Source organism: Agrobacterium sp. T29 (assembly GCF_006970545.1).
GTDB lineage: Bacteria > Pseudomonadota > Alphaproteobacteria > Rhizobiales > Rhizobiaceae > Agrobacterium > Agrobacterium leguminum.
On record NZ_CP040640.1, the window covers coordinates 2,885,489 to 2,903,198 of the forward strand.

At 59.2% G+C, this 17,710-nt stretch carries 17 protein-coding genes; 7 read left to right on the forward strand and 10 right to left on the reverse strand.

Features of this window, described 5'->3' with window-relative positions; genetic code table 11:
* Position 1: 1 nt before the first annotated feature.
* Positions 2-1,303: an FAD-binding oxidoreductase gene (locus FGF54_RS14345; protein ID WP_003524442.1), complete on the forward strand. Its 1,302-nt coding sequence runs from the start codon at positions 2-4 to the stop codon at positions 1,301-1,303.
* Here the strand turns inward: FGF54_RS14345 and FGF54_RS14350 are convergent.
* The 7 genes from FGF54_RS14350 to rirA form a co-directional block, all read right to left on the reverse strand.
* Complete coding sequence (locus FGF54_RS14350; RefSeq protein ID WP_031234467.1) at positions 1,300-1,788, reverse strand: gluconokinase; 489 nt, start codon at positions 1,786-1,788, stop codon at positions 1,300-1,302. The genes FGF54_RS14345 and FGF54_RS14350 overlap by 4 nt on opposite strands.
* Positions 1,789-1,897: 109 nt before the next feature.
* Positions 1,898-2,638: an ABC transporter permease gene (locus FGF54_RS14355; RefSeq protein WP_142780012.1), complete on the reverse strand. Its 741-nt coding sequence runs from the start codon at positions 2,636-2,638 to the stop codon at positions 1,898-1,900.
* On the reverse strand, positions 2,635-3,573 hold the full coding sequence (locus FGF54_RS14360; RefSeq protein WP_142780013.1) for an ABC transporter ATP-binding protein: 939 nt from the start codon (positions 3,571-3,573) through the stop codon (positions 2,635-2,637). The genes FGF54_RS14355 and FGF54_RS14360 overlap by 4 nt, the downstream gene beginning before the upstream one ends.
* Positions 3,570-4,736 (reverse strand): ABC transporter permease, encoded by a 1,167-nt coding sequence (locus FGF54_RS14365; RefSeq protein WP_168208108.1) that lies wholly within the window; start codon positions 4,734-4,736, stop codon positions 3,570-3,572. The genes FGF54_RS14360 and FGF54_RS14365 overlap by 4 nt, the downstream gene beginning before the upstream one ends.
* Before the next feature lie 96 nt (positions 4,737-4,832).
* Entirely contained in the window at positions 4,833-5,744 is a 912-nt protein-coding gene (locus FGF54_RS14370) for an ABC transporter substrate-binding protein (RefSeq protein WP_142780014.1), read from the reverse strand.
* A 140-nt stretch (positions 5,745-5,884) separates the two neighbouring features.
* Positions 5,885-6,931 (reverse strand): AbrB family transcriptional regulator, encoded by a 1,047-nt coding sequence (locus FGF54_RS14375; RefSeq protein ID WP_142780015.1) that lies wholly within the window; start codon positions 6,929-6,931, stop codon positions 5,885-5,887.
* A 170-nt stretch (positions 6,932-7,101) separates the two neighbouring features.
* Positions 7,102-7,572, reverse strand: a complete 471-nt coding sequence (gene rirA, locus FGF54_RS14380; protein WP_035264574.1) for an iron-responsive transcriptional regulator RirA — start codon at positions 7,570-7,572, stop codon at positions 7,102-7,104.
* 173 nt (positions 7,573-7,745) lie between these two features.
* Between rirA and FGF54_RS14385 the strand changes: the two genes are divergently transcribed.
* Positions 7,746-8,795 carry a Fe(3+) ABC transporter substrate-binding protein gene (locus FGF54_RS14385; RefSeq protein WP_035264601.1) on the forward strand — a complete coding sequence of 350 codons (1,050 nt, stop codon included), beginning with the start codon at positions 7,746-7,748 and terminating at the stop codon, positions 8,793-8,795.
* A gap of 42 nt (positions 8,796-8,837) precedes the next feature.
* Here FGF54_RS14385 and FGF54_RS14390 read toward each other — a convergent pair whose 3' ends face one another.
* From FGF54_RS14390 to FGF54_RS14400, 3 genes are all read right to left on the reverse strand, one after another.
* A complete protein-coding gene (locus tag FGF54_RS14390; RefSeq protein ID WP_142780016.1) occupies positions 8,838-9,908 on the reverse strand; it encodes a M48 family metallopeptidase in 1,071 nt (356 codons plus the stop codon).
* A complete protein-coding gene (locus FGF54_RS14395; protein ID WP_142780017.1) occupies positions 9,898-10,968 on the reverse strand; it encodes a YjgN family protein in 1,071 nt (356 codons plus the stop codon). Before FGF54_RS14395 ends, FGF54_RS14390 begins: the two co-directional genes overlap by 11 nt.
* Before the next feature lie 226 nt (positions 10,969-11,194).
* Complete coding sequence (locus FGF54_RS14400; protein WP_003524451.1) at positions 11,195-12,691, reverse strand: CoA-acylating methylmalonate-semialdehyde dehydrogenase; 1,497 nt, start codon at positions 12,689-12,691, stop codon at positions 11,195-11,197.
* Between the two features lie 106 nt (positions 12,692-12,797).
* Between FGF54_RS14400 and FGF54_RS14405 the strand changes: the two genes are divergently transcribed.
* The 5 genes from FGF54_RS14405 to FGF54_RS14425 all read left to right on the forward strand — a co-directional run bounded on the left by FGF54_RS14405 (position 12,798) and on the right by FGF54_RS14425 (position 17,696).
* Positions 12,798-13,679, forward strand: coding sequence for a LysR family transcriptional regulator (locus FGF54_RS14405; protein ID WP_142780018.1), 882 nt, complete (start codon positions 12,798-12,800; stop codon positions 13,677-13,679).
* Positions 13,680-13,802: 123 nt separating this feature from the next.
* Positions 13,803-14,720 carry a DMT family transporter gene (locus tag FGF54_RS14410; RefSeq protein ID WP_121490394.1) on the forward strand — a complete coding sequence of 306 codons (918 nt, stop codon included), beginning with the start codon at positions 13,803-13,805 and terminating at the stop codon, positions 14,718-14,720.
* Between the two features lie 291 nt (positions 14,721-15,011).
* Positions 15,012-16,118 (forward strand): DUF475 domain-containing protein, encoded by a 1,107-nt coding sequence (locus FGF54_RS14415; protein ID WP_080818286.1) that lies wholly within the window; start codon positions 15,012-15,014, stop codon positions 16,116-16,118.
* A 363-nt stretch (positions 16,119-16,481) separates the two neighbouring features.
* Complete coding sequence (locus tag FGF54_RS14420) at positions 16,482-16,826, forward strand: MarR family winged helix-turn-helix transcriptional regulator (RefSeq protein ID WP_003524457.1); 345 nt, start codon at positions 16,482-16,484, stop codon at positions 16,824-16,826.
* An 18-nt stretch (positions 16,827-16,844) separates the two neighbouring features.
* Positions 16,845-17,696, forward strand: coding sequence for a C40 family peptidase (locus tag FGF54_RS14425; protein WP_142780019.1), 852 nt, complete (start codon positions 16,845-16,847; stop codon positions 17,694-17,696).
* Positions 17,697-17,710: the final 14 nt, after the last annotated feature.

The window sequence follows — 17,710 nt, forward strand, 5'->3', positions numbered from 1 at the left end:
AATGGCTGAGGTAACGAATATTCCCAATCCCGGCCACACATCGTCATGGTATGCGGCCTCCGCCAATGTCAAAACCGTGCGGCCGACGCTCGAAGGCGCTCTGGACGCCGATGTCTGCATCATCGGCGGTGGCTTCACCGGCATTTCCGCCGCGCTGGAACTCAGTGAACGCGGCTATTCCGTCATCGTTCTGGAAGGCGTCCGCGTCGGCTTCGGCGCTTCGGGCCGCAATGGCGGCCAGATCGTCAACGGCTATAGCCGCGATCTCGAAACCATTGCCGGCCGCTACGGGCATGACAAGGCGGTGAAACTCGGCGAAATGTCGCTTGAAGGCGGCGCCATCATCCGCAACCGCATCGCCAAATACGCCATCGATTGCGATCTGGTCGATGGCGGTTTCTTTGCCGCCTTCACGCCGAAACAGATTCGCGAGATGGAGGCTCACAAAACCCATTGGGAGAAACACGGCCATGGCGGTCTCGAAATGGTCTCGAAGGCGGATGTCGGCAACTATGTGAAGACCGATCGATATGCCGGCGGCATGATCGACCGCTTCGGCGGGCACATCCACCCGCTCAATCTGGTGCAGGGCGAAGCGGCGGCGGCCGAAAGTCTCGGTGCGCGCATATTCGAAAATTCGCGGGTCATTGCGGTGGAGCAGGGCGCAAACCCCGTGGTGCGCACGGCAACAGGCAGCGTCAAGACGAAATATGTCCTCGTCTGCGGCAACGCCTATCTCGGCAAACTCTTGCCGGAAATCGGCGACCGGATGATGCCGGTCTCAAGCCAGGTCATGGCTACGGAGCCGCTCGATGCCGATCTGATCGAGGCTCTTCTGCCTGCCGATTATTGCGTTGAAGATGCCAACTACATTCTCGACTATTATCGCCGCACCTCGGACAATCGCCTGCTCTATGGCGGCGGCATCGGTTATGGCGGCAGCGATCCGGCCGATCTGACGGGCGTGATCCGCCCGAACATGCTCAAAACCTTCCCGCAACTGGAAAAAACGAAAATCGACTTTGCCTGGAGCGGCAATTTTGCGCTGACCCTGACGCGCATTCCACATATGGGCAGGCTGTCGGACAATATCTATTTCTCGCATGGAGACAGCGGCCATGGTGTTACGACAACCCATCTGCTCGGCAAGATACTGGGCGAGGCCGTTGCCGGCCACGCCGAACGTTTCGATGTCTGGAGTTCGCTGCCGAACTATCCGTTCCCCGGCGGCAAGACCTTCCGGGTGCCGCTGACCGTGCTTGGCGCATGGTGGTACGGCCTGCGCGACAGGCTCGGATTTTAGAACGTCACCGTCTTCAAACCGGAAAGTGCGTTCTTCGCAATATCCTCCGGTGTGGCATCGATGCTGACGGTCACGACGCCGGGTTCGCCGGTCGGCACCTCCAGCGTGGCAAGCTGGGTTTGAAGCAGCGAAAGCGGCATGAAATGGCCCTTGCGTTCGCCCATGCGCCGGCTGAGAAGCTCCAGGCTGCCATCCAGATAGACGAAAGCCAGCGGGCCGCCGGTGGCCTTGCGAAGGCGGTCGCGATAGATTTTCTTGAGCGCCGAGCAGGAAACGACGACACCGTTGCTTTCGCTGCCCTTGCGCAGTTCCGCGCCGATCAGATCGAGCCAGGGCCAGCGGTCTTCGTCCGTCAGCGGAATACCCTCGGACATTTTATCGACGTTGGATTTCGGGTGAAGCTTGTCGCCCTCTATGAAAGCAACGCCCAGTTTCTCCGCCACTGCTTCCGCGACCGTGGACTTGCCGGAGCCGCTCACTCCCATCACGACAATTGCCTGTGTCACCCGAACCTCGAATGTTTCTGTTTCGACGGTCAGCCCCTACCATGTGCGGCAGGCATCGGGAATATAAAAATGCGGGAGCCTGCCTGTGTCAGTGCCCGGTTTTGCACGCCGCACTCTTCTCCAGGGCGGAAAAGGCAGCGTGAATCAGGATCGCCAGCGCCGCAACGATCAGCCCGCCCTGAAGAATGAAGGCAAGATTGTTGGATTGCAGGCCGGCAATGATCACTTCGCCGAGGGTGCGCGCCGCGACGGTCGAGCCGATGGTCGCGGTCGAAAGGCTGATGACCGCCGAAAGCCGGATGCCGGCGAGAATGGCTGGAAGGGCAAGCGGCAACTCCACTTTGACAAGGCGTTGCCAGCCGGTCATGCCGCTGCCTCTCGCGGCATCCATCACCGTGGCGGGCAGGGTCGTAAGACCCGTCAACGTATTTTCGAATACTGGCAAAAGCGCATAGAGAAACAGGGCAATGAGCGTTGGTTTTTCGCCAAAACCGATCATCGGCACGGCCAGCGCCAGCACCGCTACCGGCGGAAAGGTTTGCCCGATATTGACGATGCTACGCGACAACGGCAGGAAATCCGCCCCGAATGGCCGGGTGACGAGAACCGCAAGCGCTCCCGCCGTGAGCGTGGCGAGCCCCGTAGCAATCGCCACGATTGTTAGATGCGACAGCGTGAGGGAAAACAGATTGGCCTGCGTGTAGATTGCCGGCGCATTGGCCTGCACGAGAGGGCGGAACACCGGTGCGAAGACCTGCGGCACGACGAGGAAGATGGCCAGCGCCAGCGTCAGGAAACCGAGGGCAAAGAAGGATAATGCGTTTTTCATGGGGCTCCGGCGGCACGCTGGAGGAGAACGTCACGCCGCACCCGGCCGGCGGGTTGCCCATTGTCCTTGACGACCGGCAAGGCATCGCAGCCCGCCCATAACATCGCCGACAGGGCGTCGCGCTGGCTTGTATGTTCGGTGAGCGGTTCGCCCTCTGCGTTTCCCGGCTCCACGACATCGGCGACGGAGAGAACGGACAGCAGTTTCAGCGCCCGTTCGTTTTCGCCGATCATGGTACGCACGAAATCCGTCGCCGGTTTCAGCACCAGTTCGGCCGGCGGGCAGTCCTGCACGATGCGGCCCTTGTCCATCACGGCGATACGATCTGCCAGATAAAAGGCCTCGTCCATGTCGTGCGTGACGAGAACCACGGTCACGCCGAGCTTTCTCTGGATATCGAGAAGATCGTTCTGGGCCTTGGCGCGGATCACCGGGTCCAGCGCGCCGAAGGGTTCGTCCATCAGAAGAATGTTCGGCTCGGCGGCCAGCGCACGCGCCACGCCGACACGCTGCTGCTGACCGCCTGAGAGTTCATGCGGGAAACGGTCGGCATAAAGCGCGGGATCGAGCTGGAAGAGATGCATCAGCGCGTCGATCTTCGCCTCGATCCGCTTGCGATCCCAGCCGATCAGCTGCGGAACGGTTGCGATATTTTCGGCCACCGTCCGGTGCGGAAACAGACCATGGCCCTGAATGGCGTAGCCGATCTGGCGGCGCAGCTTGAAACCGGGTATGGCGCTGACATCCTCACCGTCAATACGGATCGTGCCGGAGGTCGGCTCCACCAGCCGGTTTATCATGCGCAGCAGGGTGGTTTTTCCCGAGCCGGAGGTGCCGACGATGACGGTGACGGTGCGCGGCGCGACAGTCAGCGATACCTGATCCACGACGGCTGCATCGCCATATCGTTTCGTGATGGTGTCTATTTCGATCATGCCTTTTGCCTTCCGCCTGCGCTGAAGAGATTGCTGTCGATGAGGGCGTCGAGTGTTATCGCGGCGGCAAAGCCGAGAAGAACCGTCGGCACGGTGCCAAGCAGCACGAGGTCCATCGCCGTCTGTCCGATGCCCTGAAATACGAAAACGCCAAAGCCGCCGCCGCCGATCAGGGCGGCAATCGTCGCCAGGCCGATATTCTGCACCAGAACGATGCGGATGCCGGTGAGGATGACCGGCATGGCCAGCGGAAATTCCACCCGCAGCAGCCGTTGCACCGGCGTCATACCAAGCCCGCGCGCCGCTTCCCGAACCGCCTGCGAAACACCGGAAAGACCGACCACCGTGTTGGAAACGACCGGCAGCAGCGAATAGAGAAACAGCGCCACGAAAGCGGGCGCCATGCCGATGCCGGCAATGCCGATTTTTGCGGCACCCGGCACAGTGGCCGCGATCCACCCGAGCGGGGCGATCAAGAGGCCGAAAAGCGCGATGGAGGGGATGGTCTGGACGATGTTGAGGCTGTTCAGTACGCCTGCGCGCATCCGCTCGACCTTGTAACAGAGTATCCCCAGGGGAATGCCCACTACGGTCGCCGCTATCAGCGAGCCGATGGCAAGTTCCACATGCCGCAAAGCCTCGGTCCAGAATATATCGGCCCGGCCGGTATATTCCTTGATGATGGAGAGGTCGTTCCAGAGGCCGCTTGTCAGCACGGCCGCGAGCGCGGCCATGGCCATCAGCAGCAACAAAATCCGGGCAGTGGGCTTCGGCTCAAGACGCGCAATGCAATCCGTAGCCAGCAGAGCCAGCCCGGCAAATATCAGCCAGAAGCCGCTGGCAGGTGAAACGCGGGCAAAACCGTTACCCTCCGGCGTGAGGAAAGAAGCCGCCTGCCCGACGAAAACCGCCAGTGCCGCAAGACTGACCAGCGCGAATGCGAGTTTCAATCGCGTAGGAAAGCGGAAAAAGGCGATGAAGGCCGAAAGAAGAACGATGGTGGCGAGAACAGTTGCAGCCGAACCCGGAAGCGCTTCGAAGATCGTACGTGTCTCGCCCTGAACGATCCGGTTGGCACGGAATGTCATGAAAGGCGACGCAAAAAGCGCATAAAGAAGCAGGCACGAAATAACCACGCCCACTTTGTCAGGCCATTTCGTCAAATCCTGCTCCCCTGTCTTCTGGCCCGTGTACTCTGATTTGGGACGGGATCACGGGAACGCACCGGTTCCCGCAACCCGCTCCGGCGTCGCGAGCGTTTACTTGACGAAGCCGTTCTTTGTCAGGAAGTCGATGGCCACGGTCTTGGCCTGTTCGCCGCCGACCTGTACGCGGGCGTTCAAATCCTGCAGGGTTGCCAGATCGAGTTTTTCGAACACCGGTTTCAGCAGCTCTTCGATATTCGGGTGCTTTTTCAGAACCTCTTCGCGAATGATCGGCGCTGGCTGATAGACCGGCTGCACATGTTTGTCGTCCTCCAGCACCACAAGACCGGAGGGCGCGATGCCGCCATCCGTGCCATAGACCATGGCGGCATTGGCGTTGTTGGTCTGGTTGGCGGCGGCGGCGATGGTGGCCGCGGTGTCGCCGCCGGAAAGCGTGATCAGCTGGTCAGGCTTCATGGTGAAGCCATAGGTGGTCTGAAATGCAGGGAGCGCGGCGGCGGAATTGACGAATTCGGAAGAAGCGGCAAGGACGACTTCGCCGCCATCAGCAACATATTTGCCGAAATCGGAAAGCGTCTTCAGATTGTTCTTGTCGGCGACATCCTTGCGCAGCGCAATGGCCCAGGTGTTGTTGGCCGGCGATGGTGTCAGCCAGACGATCTTGTTGGCGTCGAAGTCGAGTGTTTTCGCTTCTTCATAGCCCTTGGCTGCATCTTTCCAGAGCGGATCGTCCGCTTTGGAGAAAAAGAAAGCGGCGTTGCCGGTATATTCCGGATAGATGTCGATCTCACCGGCCGTTATCGCCTTTCGCACAACCGGCGTGGCGCCAAGCTGGATGCGATCCGTCGTTTCGATCTTGTTCTGGTTAAGGACGGCGAGGATGATGTTGCCGAGAACACCGCCTTCTGTGTCGATCTTCGACGACACGACCACCTGCGCCTGAGCGATGGAAACAGAAAGGGCAAGCGCAAGTCCGGCGCCCGTCAACGTCATCAAGCGGTTCATGAATGTTCCTCCGGTGGGTCAGCCTGCCGAACAGGCGAAAGATCGCCGCCGCAATTGCGGCGGAATATAAACGGCCGGGAGGAAAAATGGTTGCATGCCACCTGCGTTTTCGCGTCGATAGCTCCGTTACACGCCGATGGTCAGGTTTCGCCGTCGCGCTTGCGTGCGTCCTTGCCCATGACCAGCGGCATTAGAACGGAAAGAAACAGGAGCCTGATGACGTGGTGGGAGCCGACATAGGCGGTATCTGCATGCATCATCACCGCCATCGCCGCCATGGTTTCCAGGCCGCCCGGCGAATAGGCGATCATGACGGCATTGAGCGGAACGCCGGTCACGCCGGAAATCATCCAGGCAATGCTGCCGGCAATCAGCATCACGGCGATGGTGACGACGAAGCCCGCCAGAAAGCCTTTCCGCACGTCCATCAGCGAGACATTCGAAAAGCGCGTGCCGATAAGGCAACCGATCAGCACATAGACGGGCAGGCTGAGCCAGGTGGGAACGCCGCCTTCGGTAAGGCCGGTAATGTGGGTGCCGATGGAAATGGCGACGCCGCCAAGCAGCAGCGCGGCCGGAAACTTCCAGCGCAGGAAAAGCCAGCCGGTCAGAAGCGATGCGCCGATGGTCAGCGCGAGTGTGAGCAGACCCATTGGCGGGTTGGCCACAAGCGGTTCCGTGCTGACGAGATCGAAATATTCGACGATCAGCGGCACGGAAAGCGTCAGCGCCAGCACCCGCACGCTTTGCACGATGCTGACGGTCGCAAGGTCGCTTTTCGTCTCTGCGCCGAGGCTGATGATATAGCTGAGATGACCGGGAGAGGCGCCCAGCATCGCCGTTGTCCGGTCGTAACCGAAGCCGTAATGCAGGATCCAATAGGCGACATAGAGCATGATAACGACAGCGACGAGCACAACGACGAAGCTCAGGGGCCATGTCTTTGCCGCGTCGATCACGGAGGGCGTCACGCTCGTTCCCATGGAAATGCCGACGACGACGAAACAGGCATTGCGGATGAAGGCGGGAACGCCAAGCCTTATGCCGGCCAGCCCCGTGATCGTCACGGCAAGCGCCGGGCCGGAAAGAAAAGGTGCCGGAATATCGATGAGGTTGGCGAGTAGCGCCCCTATGCTGCCGACGAGCGCGGTGAGTGCAAATGTATGGAATTCAGGCTTGATGATCATTGCGACGCTGATTTGTTGCTTGAAAAAGCTCGCGACCAAATGCGCCGCTTCCATTCGCGACGTCAACACGCAGGATCAAAAATATTACATTTCATGCGTATTCTATAAAAGAAAAGCCCGTGGCCTGAAGGACACGGGCTATGGCAATTGCCGATGCGGCAATGGGCTGATCAGGCAGCCGGAAGGGCGGCGATCTTCGGCATTTCCGTATCGAGGCCCAGCAGGAAGTTGATCTGAGGCCGGGCCTTGACGAGATCGTCGATCGAATATTCCGCCAGAACGTCGAAAAAGGCATTGAGCGCCTTGCGGAGCGCCGAATTGAGGCCGCAGCTATCTACAAGCGGACACTCCACAGCACCGTCCTCGAAGCATTCCGCCATGGCGAAGCTGTCTTCCGTCACTTTCACCACGTCGAACAGGCTGATCTTTTCGGCGGGTTTGCCAAGGCGCACGCCGCCGTTGCGACCACGCACGGTTTCCACCAGACCCGCCTTGTTGAGCGGCTGCAGGATTTTGAACAGGAACAGCTCCGAAACGCCATAGGCTCTGGCGATCTCAGGAATGCGGCTCAGATGGCCTTCATTGGCGGCGCAATACATCAACATGCGAACGGCATAGTTGGTCTGTTTGGTCAAGCGCATGCTGGTCTCCTAACTCTCAATGTGGAGTTATATAGTCTCTTTTTCAGTTTAGAACAATTCCAGAAACTGAAAAAACTGGCACCCATCCGATATTTCTCGAACAGCCTTGTTGACCGTCCGGATGATTCATGAACAAACAAGTCAAGAATCGGAATGTAATGGAGGCATTCATAATGGCAAGCTTGAAATCATACTTTTCCGCTGCCGTTTTTTCAGGGCTGACGATCCTTGTCGCCGCGCCCGTCGCTTTGGCAGAGGGGGAGGTTAACGTCTATTCCTATCGCCAGCCTGAATTGATCCAGCCGCTGCTCGATGCTTTCACGAAGGAAACCGGGATAGAGGCGAATGTGCTTTTTCTCGACAAGGGGCTGGTGGAACGCATTCAGGCCGAGGGCGTCAATTCGCCCGCCGATGTGCTGCTGACGGTTGATATCGCCCGTCTCGTCGAGGCGAAGGAGGGCAAGGTTACCCAGCCGGTCCTCAACGATCCCGTCATCGAAAAGGATATCCCCGCCAATCTGCGCGATCCCGAGGGCGAATGGTTTGGTCTCACCACGCGCGGCCGGGTGGTCTATGCGTCGAAGGAGCGGGTGACCCAGAAGGACATTACCTATGAGGAGCTTGCCGATCCGAAATGGAAGGGCAAGATCTGCATTCGCGACGGCCAGCATTCCTATAATATCGCGCTGATCGCCTCGATGATCGCCCATCACGGCGTCGATTATACCCGCACATGGCTGACCGGCCTGAAGAACAATCTTGCTCGCAAGCCTGACGGAACCGACCGCAGCCAGGCGAAATCGATCTTTTCCGGTGAATGCGATATTGCGCTCGGCAACACCTATTACGTCGGCCTGATGCTGACCAATGATCGCGAGCCGGAAGAAAAGGAATGGGCCGGATCGGTGCGGGTGATCTTCCCCAATGCGGGCGATCGCGGCACGCATGTAAATATCTCCGGCATGGCGCTGACGAAATATGCCCCCAACAAAGACAATGCGCTGAAGCTGATGGAATTCCTGGCCTCGCGCGAGGCGCAGGAAATCTACGCCAAGCAGGTCTTCGAATATCCGGTGCTGCCCGGCGCGGAGCCATCCGATGTCGTGAAGGGCTTCGGCCCCATCAATCCGGACAAGCTGCCGCTGACGGACATAGCGGCCCATCGCAAGCAGGCGTCCGAACTGGTTGATGAAGTGGGTTTCAACGACGGCCCCACCAATTGAGCTGGCTTTTGATCGAACTCTGAGAGTTGCGATACCGGCGGGTCAGTTACCCGCCGGCTGGTTGTCCAGGGAAGCGTTGTAATCGAGAATGGCCTTGCGCCTTTCCGGCGTTCCGGGATGGGTGGACACGATACTGGTGCCGTCCTTGTCGCCCAGCTTTTCCTCCAGCAGCGCAAAGAAGCGCTCAATGGCGGTGGGGTCGAGCCCGGCCTTGCGCATCAGTTCGACGGAGCGCTGGTCCGCCTGCCGCTCGGCATCGCGTGAATGCGATAGCGCCAGAAGACCGCCGCCCTGGGTGAGAATATCTTCCATGGCCGAACCGACATCGCCGGCAATCAGCATGACGAGACCGGCAACCCCGGCGGCGCGGTAAAGTTGCCGCAGGCTGTGTTCATATTCCACATGGCCGATTTCATGGGCGAGAACCCCGGTGATCATCTGCCTGTCGTCGCCTGCGAGTTCCACCAGCTCGTCCGTCAATACCAGCGTGCCATCGGGAAGCGCAAAGGCATTGGGGCCGATATAACCGCCCTTGCGGAAATTCAGCTTGTAGTCCTCGGGCGAACCTTCCGCATGGGCGACGATCCGGGTAAATTCCGCGCGGATGGCGTCCTGCTCTTCCTGCGGAAGTTCGCTTGGAGAAAATACCGCCTGGTCGAAGGCCTGCATGGTGCTGGCCGACATGACCTGCGGAACGATGGGCGGCGTTACGGCGACCGCCAGTTCCACCAGCGCCGGAAGCGCCAGCTTGTAGGTGCCATAAGCCAGAAGAACGGCTGCGGCGGTGATGCCGATCAGTCGTGGGCGGAACTGTTCAAGCCAGTGCACGAAACCGGAACGCTTGGTAATGTGCTGGCCAAGCAGCCGGTCCACGCCGTCATTGTCGCGGGTTTCGAACAGCGACCCGTCGGGAAAATGCAACTCCCGGGGGATGGTGCCGACCCGGTGGCTGATCTCCACCGTTTTTATCTCGGCCTGGGTTCTGACGTGGTTGTCCTTCGCGTCGAGCACGAGAAGGACCGTGCCGCCAAGCTTCAGCCTGGCGGCGCTGGAAAGGTTGGAGCGAGCGGCATGCCACTCGCCCGCAACGGTTTCTCCGGTATCAGAAACCAAATTCGAAACCTTCCATATCCATATATTCGGCGCTGACGGCGGCGCCTGTCGCCTCCATCGAGGAGAGAACCTCGCCGACATCGCCATTGAAACGGATTGCCGTGCGTTCAACGGTATAACGCGCTTCGCGCACCGCCGCCCATGGCCGCATCAGGCCAAGCGTGAAGACGGTGACGATCAGGTTGGAGATGACGATCCACAGGTAGCGGCCGCGATGAAGATCGCTGTGCAGGTCGTGCTTTCCGTCCAGCAGCATGGAGGAGATGACGACATTGCGAACGCCGGTGCGATAGACGACACCCGCAAGACCATAGACCAGAAACGCGCCGAAAATTCCGACATAAAGGGAAGCCAGCGCCGTGGCCATGGCTGCCGTCTCGTCTTCGAGCATCGCGCTATTGGCCGCAAAGGCGGCAATGCCGAAAAAGCCGACCACGATGCCGCCGATCACCACCATGATCGCGGGAATGATCCATACCCGGTACAGCTTGCCGATCCTGGGGTCGGCGCTGAAGGGCCGGTCGCCGTAACGCAGGTTGCTGAAAATATAGCGGTTCGCCCAGCGGCTGGACAGCGGCGCCAGAATGCCGAAGGAGAAGAACGCAACGAGGCTGCCAAGCAGGATGGAGACAAAAGCGCCCCATGCCGTTCCGACAAAATCAAAACGCACATTGCGATAACTCGTCACCCGCGCATTGAAACGAATGCTGCGCGTGATCAGCCATGGAAAGAAGATCATCAGCAGGATTGCCGGCACGAAAACCAGGAAGGGATGGATGAGGCCGACGAGCTGCGAGACGACGATGAAGGCAAAGGCGATCAGCCGGCCCTTGAAGATTTGCCCGCCGGTGGCGTGATAACCGAAGGCACGACCGGCCAGCACGGTATTGCCATTGAAATAACGCTTGCGGCGCACCTTTGCCCAGGCGGAATAGATGCCGATGGTGATGATCGTCAGCAGAATATTGACGATCCAGATTCCGAAATATTCCTTGGCATCTCCGCTGAACGAGCCGCGTTCAAGCGCGCGCTGATCCGCACTCACTGAGATATCACTCATAATAGTCCCTCATGATATGCCCCTCTCCGGGCAGATTGAGTTTGCAGGCTTCCCCGTTATCGTCGGTTTGGCAGCGTCCCCACGCCGCACGGTTCTCTTACGCCATAACAGCTTTAAGTGGAAATATTTTGAAGGAAAAAACTTGATTTTTTAAGTTATCTTTTAATCAAAAAAGCCCCGCCGTGAAAACAGCGAGGCTCTTTTTAATGTAGAGGGCTCTGCCCGCTTACTTCATTGTCGGCATCACGAATTCAGCGCCCGACTTGATACCCGACGGCCAGCGCGACGTGATCGTCTTGGTCTTCGTCCAGAACTTGATCGAATCCGTCCCGTGCTGGTTGAGGTCGCCGAAGCTCGAAGCCTTCCAGCCGCCGAAGGAGTGATAGGCAAGCGGAACTGGGATCGGAACGTTGACGCCGATCATGCCGATATTGACGCGGCTTGCGAAGTCGCGGGCGGCATCGCCGTCACGGGTATAGATCGCAACGCCGTTGCCATATTCATGCTTCATCGGCAGTTCCAGCGCGTCTTCGTAGTTCTTGGCGCGAACGACGGAGAGAACGGGTCCGAAGATTTCCGTCTTGTAGATGTCCATATCAGGGGTCACGTGGTCGAACAGGCAGCCGCCGACGAAATAGCCGTCTTCATAGCCCTGCAGCTTGAAGTCGCGGCCATCGACCAGAAGCTTCGCACCCTGTGCAACGCCGCTGTCGATCAGGCCCTTGACGCGCGTCTGCGCTTCCTTGGTGACGAGCGGGCCCATATCGGCCTTGTCGTCGGTATAGGGGCCGATTCTCAGGCTTTCGATCTGCGGAATGAGCTTTTCGACGAGACGGTTTGCCGTCTCCTCACCAACCGGAACCGCAACGGAAACAGCCATGCAGCGCTCGCCCGCCGAACCGTAACCCGCGCCCATCAGCGCGTTTACTGCCTGGTCGAGATCGGCATCCGGCATGATGATCATGTGGTTCTTCGCACCGCCGAAGCACTGCGCACGCTTGCCGTTCATGGCGGCGGTGCCATAGACATAGCGGGCGATCGGCGTCGAGCCGACGAAGGAGACCGCGCCGATATCGGGATCGGTCAGGATGGCGTCGACGGCGCCCTTGTCACCGTTGACGACGTTCAGGATGCCGGCCGGAAGACCGGCTTCGATCATCAGTTCGGCAAGACGGATCGGCAGCGACGGGTCGCGCTCGGAAGGCTTGAGAATGAAGGCGTTGCCGCAGGCAATTGCCGGCGCAAACATCCACATCGGGATCATGCCGGGGAAGTTGAACGGGGTGATGCCCGCGCCGATGCCAACCGGCTGGCGGATCGAGTACATGTCGATGGCCGGGCCGGCGCCTTCGGTGAACTCACCCTTCTGCAGATGCGGAATACCGCAGACGAATTCGCAGACTTCAAGGCCGCGCACGATATCGCCCTTGGAATCCTCGACGGTCTTGCCATGCTCGCTGGAGAGCAGCACCGCCAGTTCGTTCATGTCGCGGTTCAGAAGTTCGACAAACTTGAAGAAAACGCGGGCGCGACGCTGCGGGTTGGTGGCGGCCCATTTCGGCTGTGCAGCCTTGGCGCTCTCCACGGCGGCGCGCAGTTCGGCGTCGCTTGCAAGCGCGACAGTTGCCTGAACTTCGCCGGTGGCCGGGTTGTAGACATTCGATGTGCGGCCGCTGGTGCCGGGCACATGCTTGCCGTTAATGAAATGACCGATTTCCTTCATGGGTTTTCCTCCAGAATGTGATGGCGCAGCATTACCTTTCGATTTGCACAAATCAATCGCCTGAAATAAGCATCCATTGTGCAAAAATAGACATAAGGAGGGTGCCGTGAACTGGGATGATGTGCGTTTGTTTCTAAGCGTGGCGCGAAGCGGCCAGTTTCTTTCGGCGGCCAGAAAGCTTGGCGTCAACCATGCCACCCTCAGCCGGCGCATTTCCGCACTGGAAGCGGCCATCGGCACGCAGCTCTTCCTGCGGAGCACCAATGGCTGCGAGCTGACCGAAGAAGGTCAGCGCCTTCTTGCCGGGGCCGAGCGCATGGAAACTGAAATGCTGAATGCCCAGGCCAATCTCGGCCGCGTCGATACGGCGGTGGCGGGAACGGTGCGCATCGGCGCGCCGGATGGTCTCGGCGTTTCCTTCCTCGCGCCGCGGCTCGGCCGGTTGACGGCGCGTTATCCCGATCTGAAAATCCAGCTCGTGCCGGTGCCGCGCTCTTTCTCCCTGTCGCAGCGTGAGGCCGATATCGCCATCACCATCGAAAGGCCGGAGCAGGGCAGGCTGATGTTTTCGAAGCTCACCGATTATTCGCTGGGCCTCTATGCCTCCGCGGATTATCTGGCTGACTATGGAACGCCTGATGATGTCGAGGCGCTGAAGCGCCACCGGCGGATCGGCTACGTGGAGGATCTGATCTTTTCGCCTTCACTGAACTTTACCGGTGAGATCATGCGCGACTGGGACGCCGCCTTCGAAATCTCCAGCGCCACCGGGCAGACCGAGGCGGTGCGTTCCGGTGCGGGTATCGGCATCCTGCATAATTACATCGCCGGGCAATATCCCGAACTTCTGCGGATCATGCCGCACCTCACCATCAGCCGGTCCTACTGGACGGCCTATCACGAATCCGCCCGTCAACTGGTCCGCGTCCGAACGGTGGTCGATTTTCTCCAGGAACTCGTAGCCGAAGAACGGCGAATCTTCATCTGACATCCCAAATGCCGATATTATTAGTACTATTAATTGTTCGGACCCGGCCGTTCGGGGCTTGACAAAGGATGGCTGGCTGGACGACCAATGCAGCCATTGGGAGAGATCGGAACTGACATGTCTATGATACGTAAGCTTTCGCCGACTGGCCTCGGCGTGGCCGTCATGCTGCTTGGAATGCTGCTTTTCGCACTGAACGACGCCATGGGGAAATGGCTCGTAGCCACCTATAGCCAGGGTCAGGTGATCCTCATTCGCAGCGCGGCGGCGCTTATTATCCTCGTTCCGATCGTCTGGCGTGCCGGCCTCTCCGGCCTTGTCAGAATTGAGCGTCCCGGCCTTCAGTTTGCGCGCGTCTTCTTCTCCACCGCAGAGCTTTTCTGTTTCTATTTCGCGGTTGCGGCCCTGCCGCTCGCCGATGTCATGACCTATTGGCTGGCCGCCCCCATCTATGTGGCGGCGCTTTCGCCGTTTCTGCTCGGAGAAAAAGTGGGCTGGCGTCGCTGGACTGCCATCGCCATCGGTTTTGTCGGCGTTCTCATCGCGCTCAAACCCAGTTCGGCAAGCCTTACCTCCGCAGCATTGTTTTCGATCCTCGGCAGCGCCGCTTTCGCTTTCATGATGTTATCCGGCCGTCAGCTGCGCAATACGCCGGATACGGTGCTTGCCTTCTGGCAGATCATCGGTGCGGCGCTTGCGGGCATTGTCGCGGTATTCCTCACGCCATCGGGATGGCTGCCGGTTCAGTCCAGTTTCGATCTCGCCTTCCTCGGTCTGCTCGGCGTCGTCGCCATGACGGCGCATGTGCTGGTCAACCGGGCGCTTAAACTCGCCGATGCCGCCACCGTCGCGCCGCTGCAATATACGCTGTTGCTCTGGGCGGTGATTTTCGGCTGGCTGTTCTTCGGCGATGTGCCGCAGACGAGTATCGTCGTCGGCGCGGGTCTGATCGTTCTTTCCGGCCTTTATATCTTCTTCCGCGAAAATACTCTCAAACGCCGCCGCGAAACCGCTGAAGACCTGGCTGCGGAGCAGGTTTGATCTTTCTCAGGGCTTTGATCACGATCACGGGACTTGACGAAGGCGTGATCTTCGGGGAGTAAGAAAGAGCCCTGCGATGATTTGTCTCGCAACGGCAGAGGAAACAAAGGTGCCGGGCCCCTCTGGCGAGAGTTTTACGGCGCTCTCGCGATGTCGGTACCGCCTGCAAAAATTGGCCGGCGGATTAAAAACTATGAAAAACCTGAATGTGCTTCGCGCGCGTGCTTTCTGCGTGCGGCCTGACGCCCTGCGTCGGTCCGTGAACGCCCTCGTTATGGGAGGCGACCGGACATGAGCGCTGCCCAGAAAAACACCCTTACCTACTTCAAGTGGGCCTTTATCGTCACCGTGGTCGGTTTGATCCTCGGCGGTTATCTCGGTTGGGAAATGACCGGAACGGTCGGCGGCACGGCGACGATCTTCTTCATCTGCGTCGTGCTGGCGGTGCTGGAAATCTCGCTTTCCTTCGACAACGCCATCGTTAACGCCAACAAGCTGAAGGATATGACACCGGTCTGGCAGCACCGCTTCCTGACCTGGGGTATCCTGATTGCCGTTTTCGGCATGCGTATCGTCTTCCCGCTGCTCATCGTGGTCGTCGCGGCCAATGTCGGCCCGTGGACGGCAATCGTGATGGCGGCCACGCAGCCGGAACGTTATGCGGAAATCATGCGTGACGCCCATCTGCCGATTGCGGCTTTCGGCGGCACCTTCCTGATGATGGTCGGTCTCAACTTCTTCTTCGACCATGAAAAGGACGTGCACTGGGTACGCTGGATCGAGGAAAAGGCTGCAACCTATTCCTCCGTCAAGGGGATCGAGATTGCCTTCGTGCTGGTCGTCATGCTGATCTTTTCCCGCATCATCGGTGCTAGCGACAATCCGGAACTTGGTCCGGTCGCGGCCAACACCTTCTTCCATTCGGCGATCTGGGGTCTTTTGACCTTCCTGCTGGTGGAAGTCGTCGGTGGTATTCTCGACCGCAGCCAGGAAATGCTGGAAGGCGCGGCGAAAGGCGGCTTCGGTGCGTTTCTTTATCTCGAAGTGCTGGATGCCAGCTTCTCCTTCGACGGCGTTATCGGCGCTTTCGCGTTGACGCAGAACCTCTTCATCATCGCCATCGGCCTCGGCATCGGCGCCATGTATGTGCGTTCGATGACCATCATGCTGGTCGAGAAGGGAACCCTGGCCGAATATCGCTATCTGGAGCACGGCGCCTTTTATGCAATCCTCATCCTGTCCGTCATCATGTACGTGCAGACCATGGTGCATATACCGGAGGTCATCACGGGCCTTGGCGGCGCGGGCCTGATCGGCATCTCTCTCTGGTCGTCGATCCGCTATAACCGGCGACAGAATGCCGATGCGGTCGATGCCGCGCGCGGCGCGGAGATCTGATCCGCAATTACCCATGCCTTCCGCTGTCGCGGCGGAAGGCAGTTTTTAAGCATTGAATTATTTTTTGCCTGTTTTTGTTGCTGTTTATCCTTTGCGAAAAATTTCACCAAAAGGCGGATTTTTTGCCTTAAGTAGCTGTTTTTACGAGTATTTGCGCGTTGCATCAAAACTGGCACGCTTCCTGCATCTCACTCTGCAAGTCCAGAGGGGACATGATGGCTCGAAAACGGGTCAACAAATACCGCCGCGCCGCGCGATCTTTCTGATCTGCGCCGTGCGGCGGTTCTGTTTGTGCGGGATGGTTCTTGAGTTTTCCGTTCGGTTGAATGAAAACGATAAGACAACGACTGGAAGGGTCACGGTTTGCCTGCACAATTGTCGCCCACGGAGGCCCTGGGTCTCTGGCATCGTGTATCCACGGCGCAGGTCATTGACGATCAGCCGGATTTGACCTTGCGTCAAACCGCCATCCTGCTGCAGATTTATCTTGTGCCGCCGCCGCACACCGTGCGGGGCCTCGCCGCCATGCTGGGCGTGACCAAACCGGTTATTACCCGCGCCCTCGACAGTCTCGGTGCTCTTGGATTGGTCGATCGGGTTCGGGATGAGCGGGACAAGCGCAATGTCGTGATAAAACGCACCGTGGCCGGTGCGCTTTATCTGGAAAAATTCGGCGATCTGATTATTGATCAGGCACGCAAGATCTAACCTCTGGATGTGAAACCCATGATGCTCGACCGCCGCCTGAATGTCTTCCGCTCCGATCTCGCCGATGAAAAGCTGCAGGGCGTGGTGCAGGCCGAACGTTTTGTCAGCGGCTCGCCCGCGCAGATCGCGGTGCCGGTTGTTGGCCTGAGGCCCACGCCGGACCTTGCCGCCGGCATTGATACCGAGCTGCTGTCTGGCGAAACCATCCGTGTTTTCGACAGGGCGAACGGCTGGGCATGGGTGCAGGCGGATGCGGATGGTTATGCCGGCTATGTGCCGGAAACGGCGATCGGCGATGTCGTTGTCGCCACCCATCGGGTGATTGCACCGCGCACTTTTCTCTATCCAGCCGCTGAATTGCGCAAACCGCCGGTCGCAGCGCTGTCCATGGGCAGTCTCATTCGCATCGTCGGTGAGGCGGAGACACGCGGCACCCGTTACCTGCTGACCGAAAAAGGCGAAGGCATCATCGCCGCCCATTGCCGCGCCGTCGATGCGGCGCTTGAGGAGGACTATGTGGCGGTGGCGCTGCGCTTTATCGAGACCCCCTATCTCTGGGGCGGCCGTTCCGGTTTCGGCATCGATTGTTCCGGCCTCGTGCAGCTTTCCATGGCCATGACGGGCCGGCGGGTTCTGCGCGATACCGACATGCAGGTGAAGTCGCTCGGGGTGGAAATAGAGCGGGATGAATTGCGCCGCGGCGATCTCGTCTTCTGGAAGGGCCATGTCGGCCTCATGGAAAACGAGGAAACGCTGCTGCATGCCAATGGCCATACGATGAATGTCGCACGCGAAAACCTCGATGCGGCCATCGAGCGCATCGGCTGGCTTTACGAAAAGCCGACGGCTTTCCGCCGCCTTGAAGACTGAAAAGGCGGCTTTCA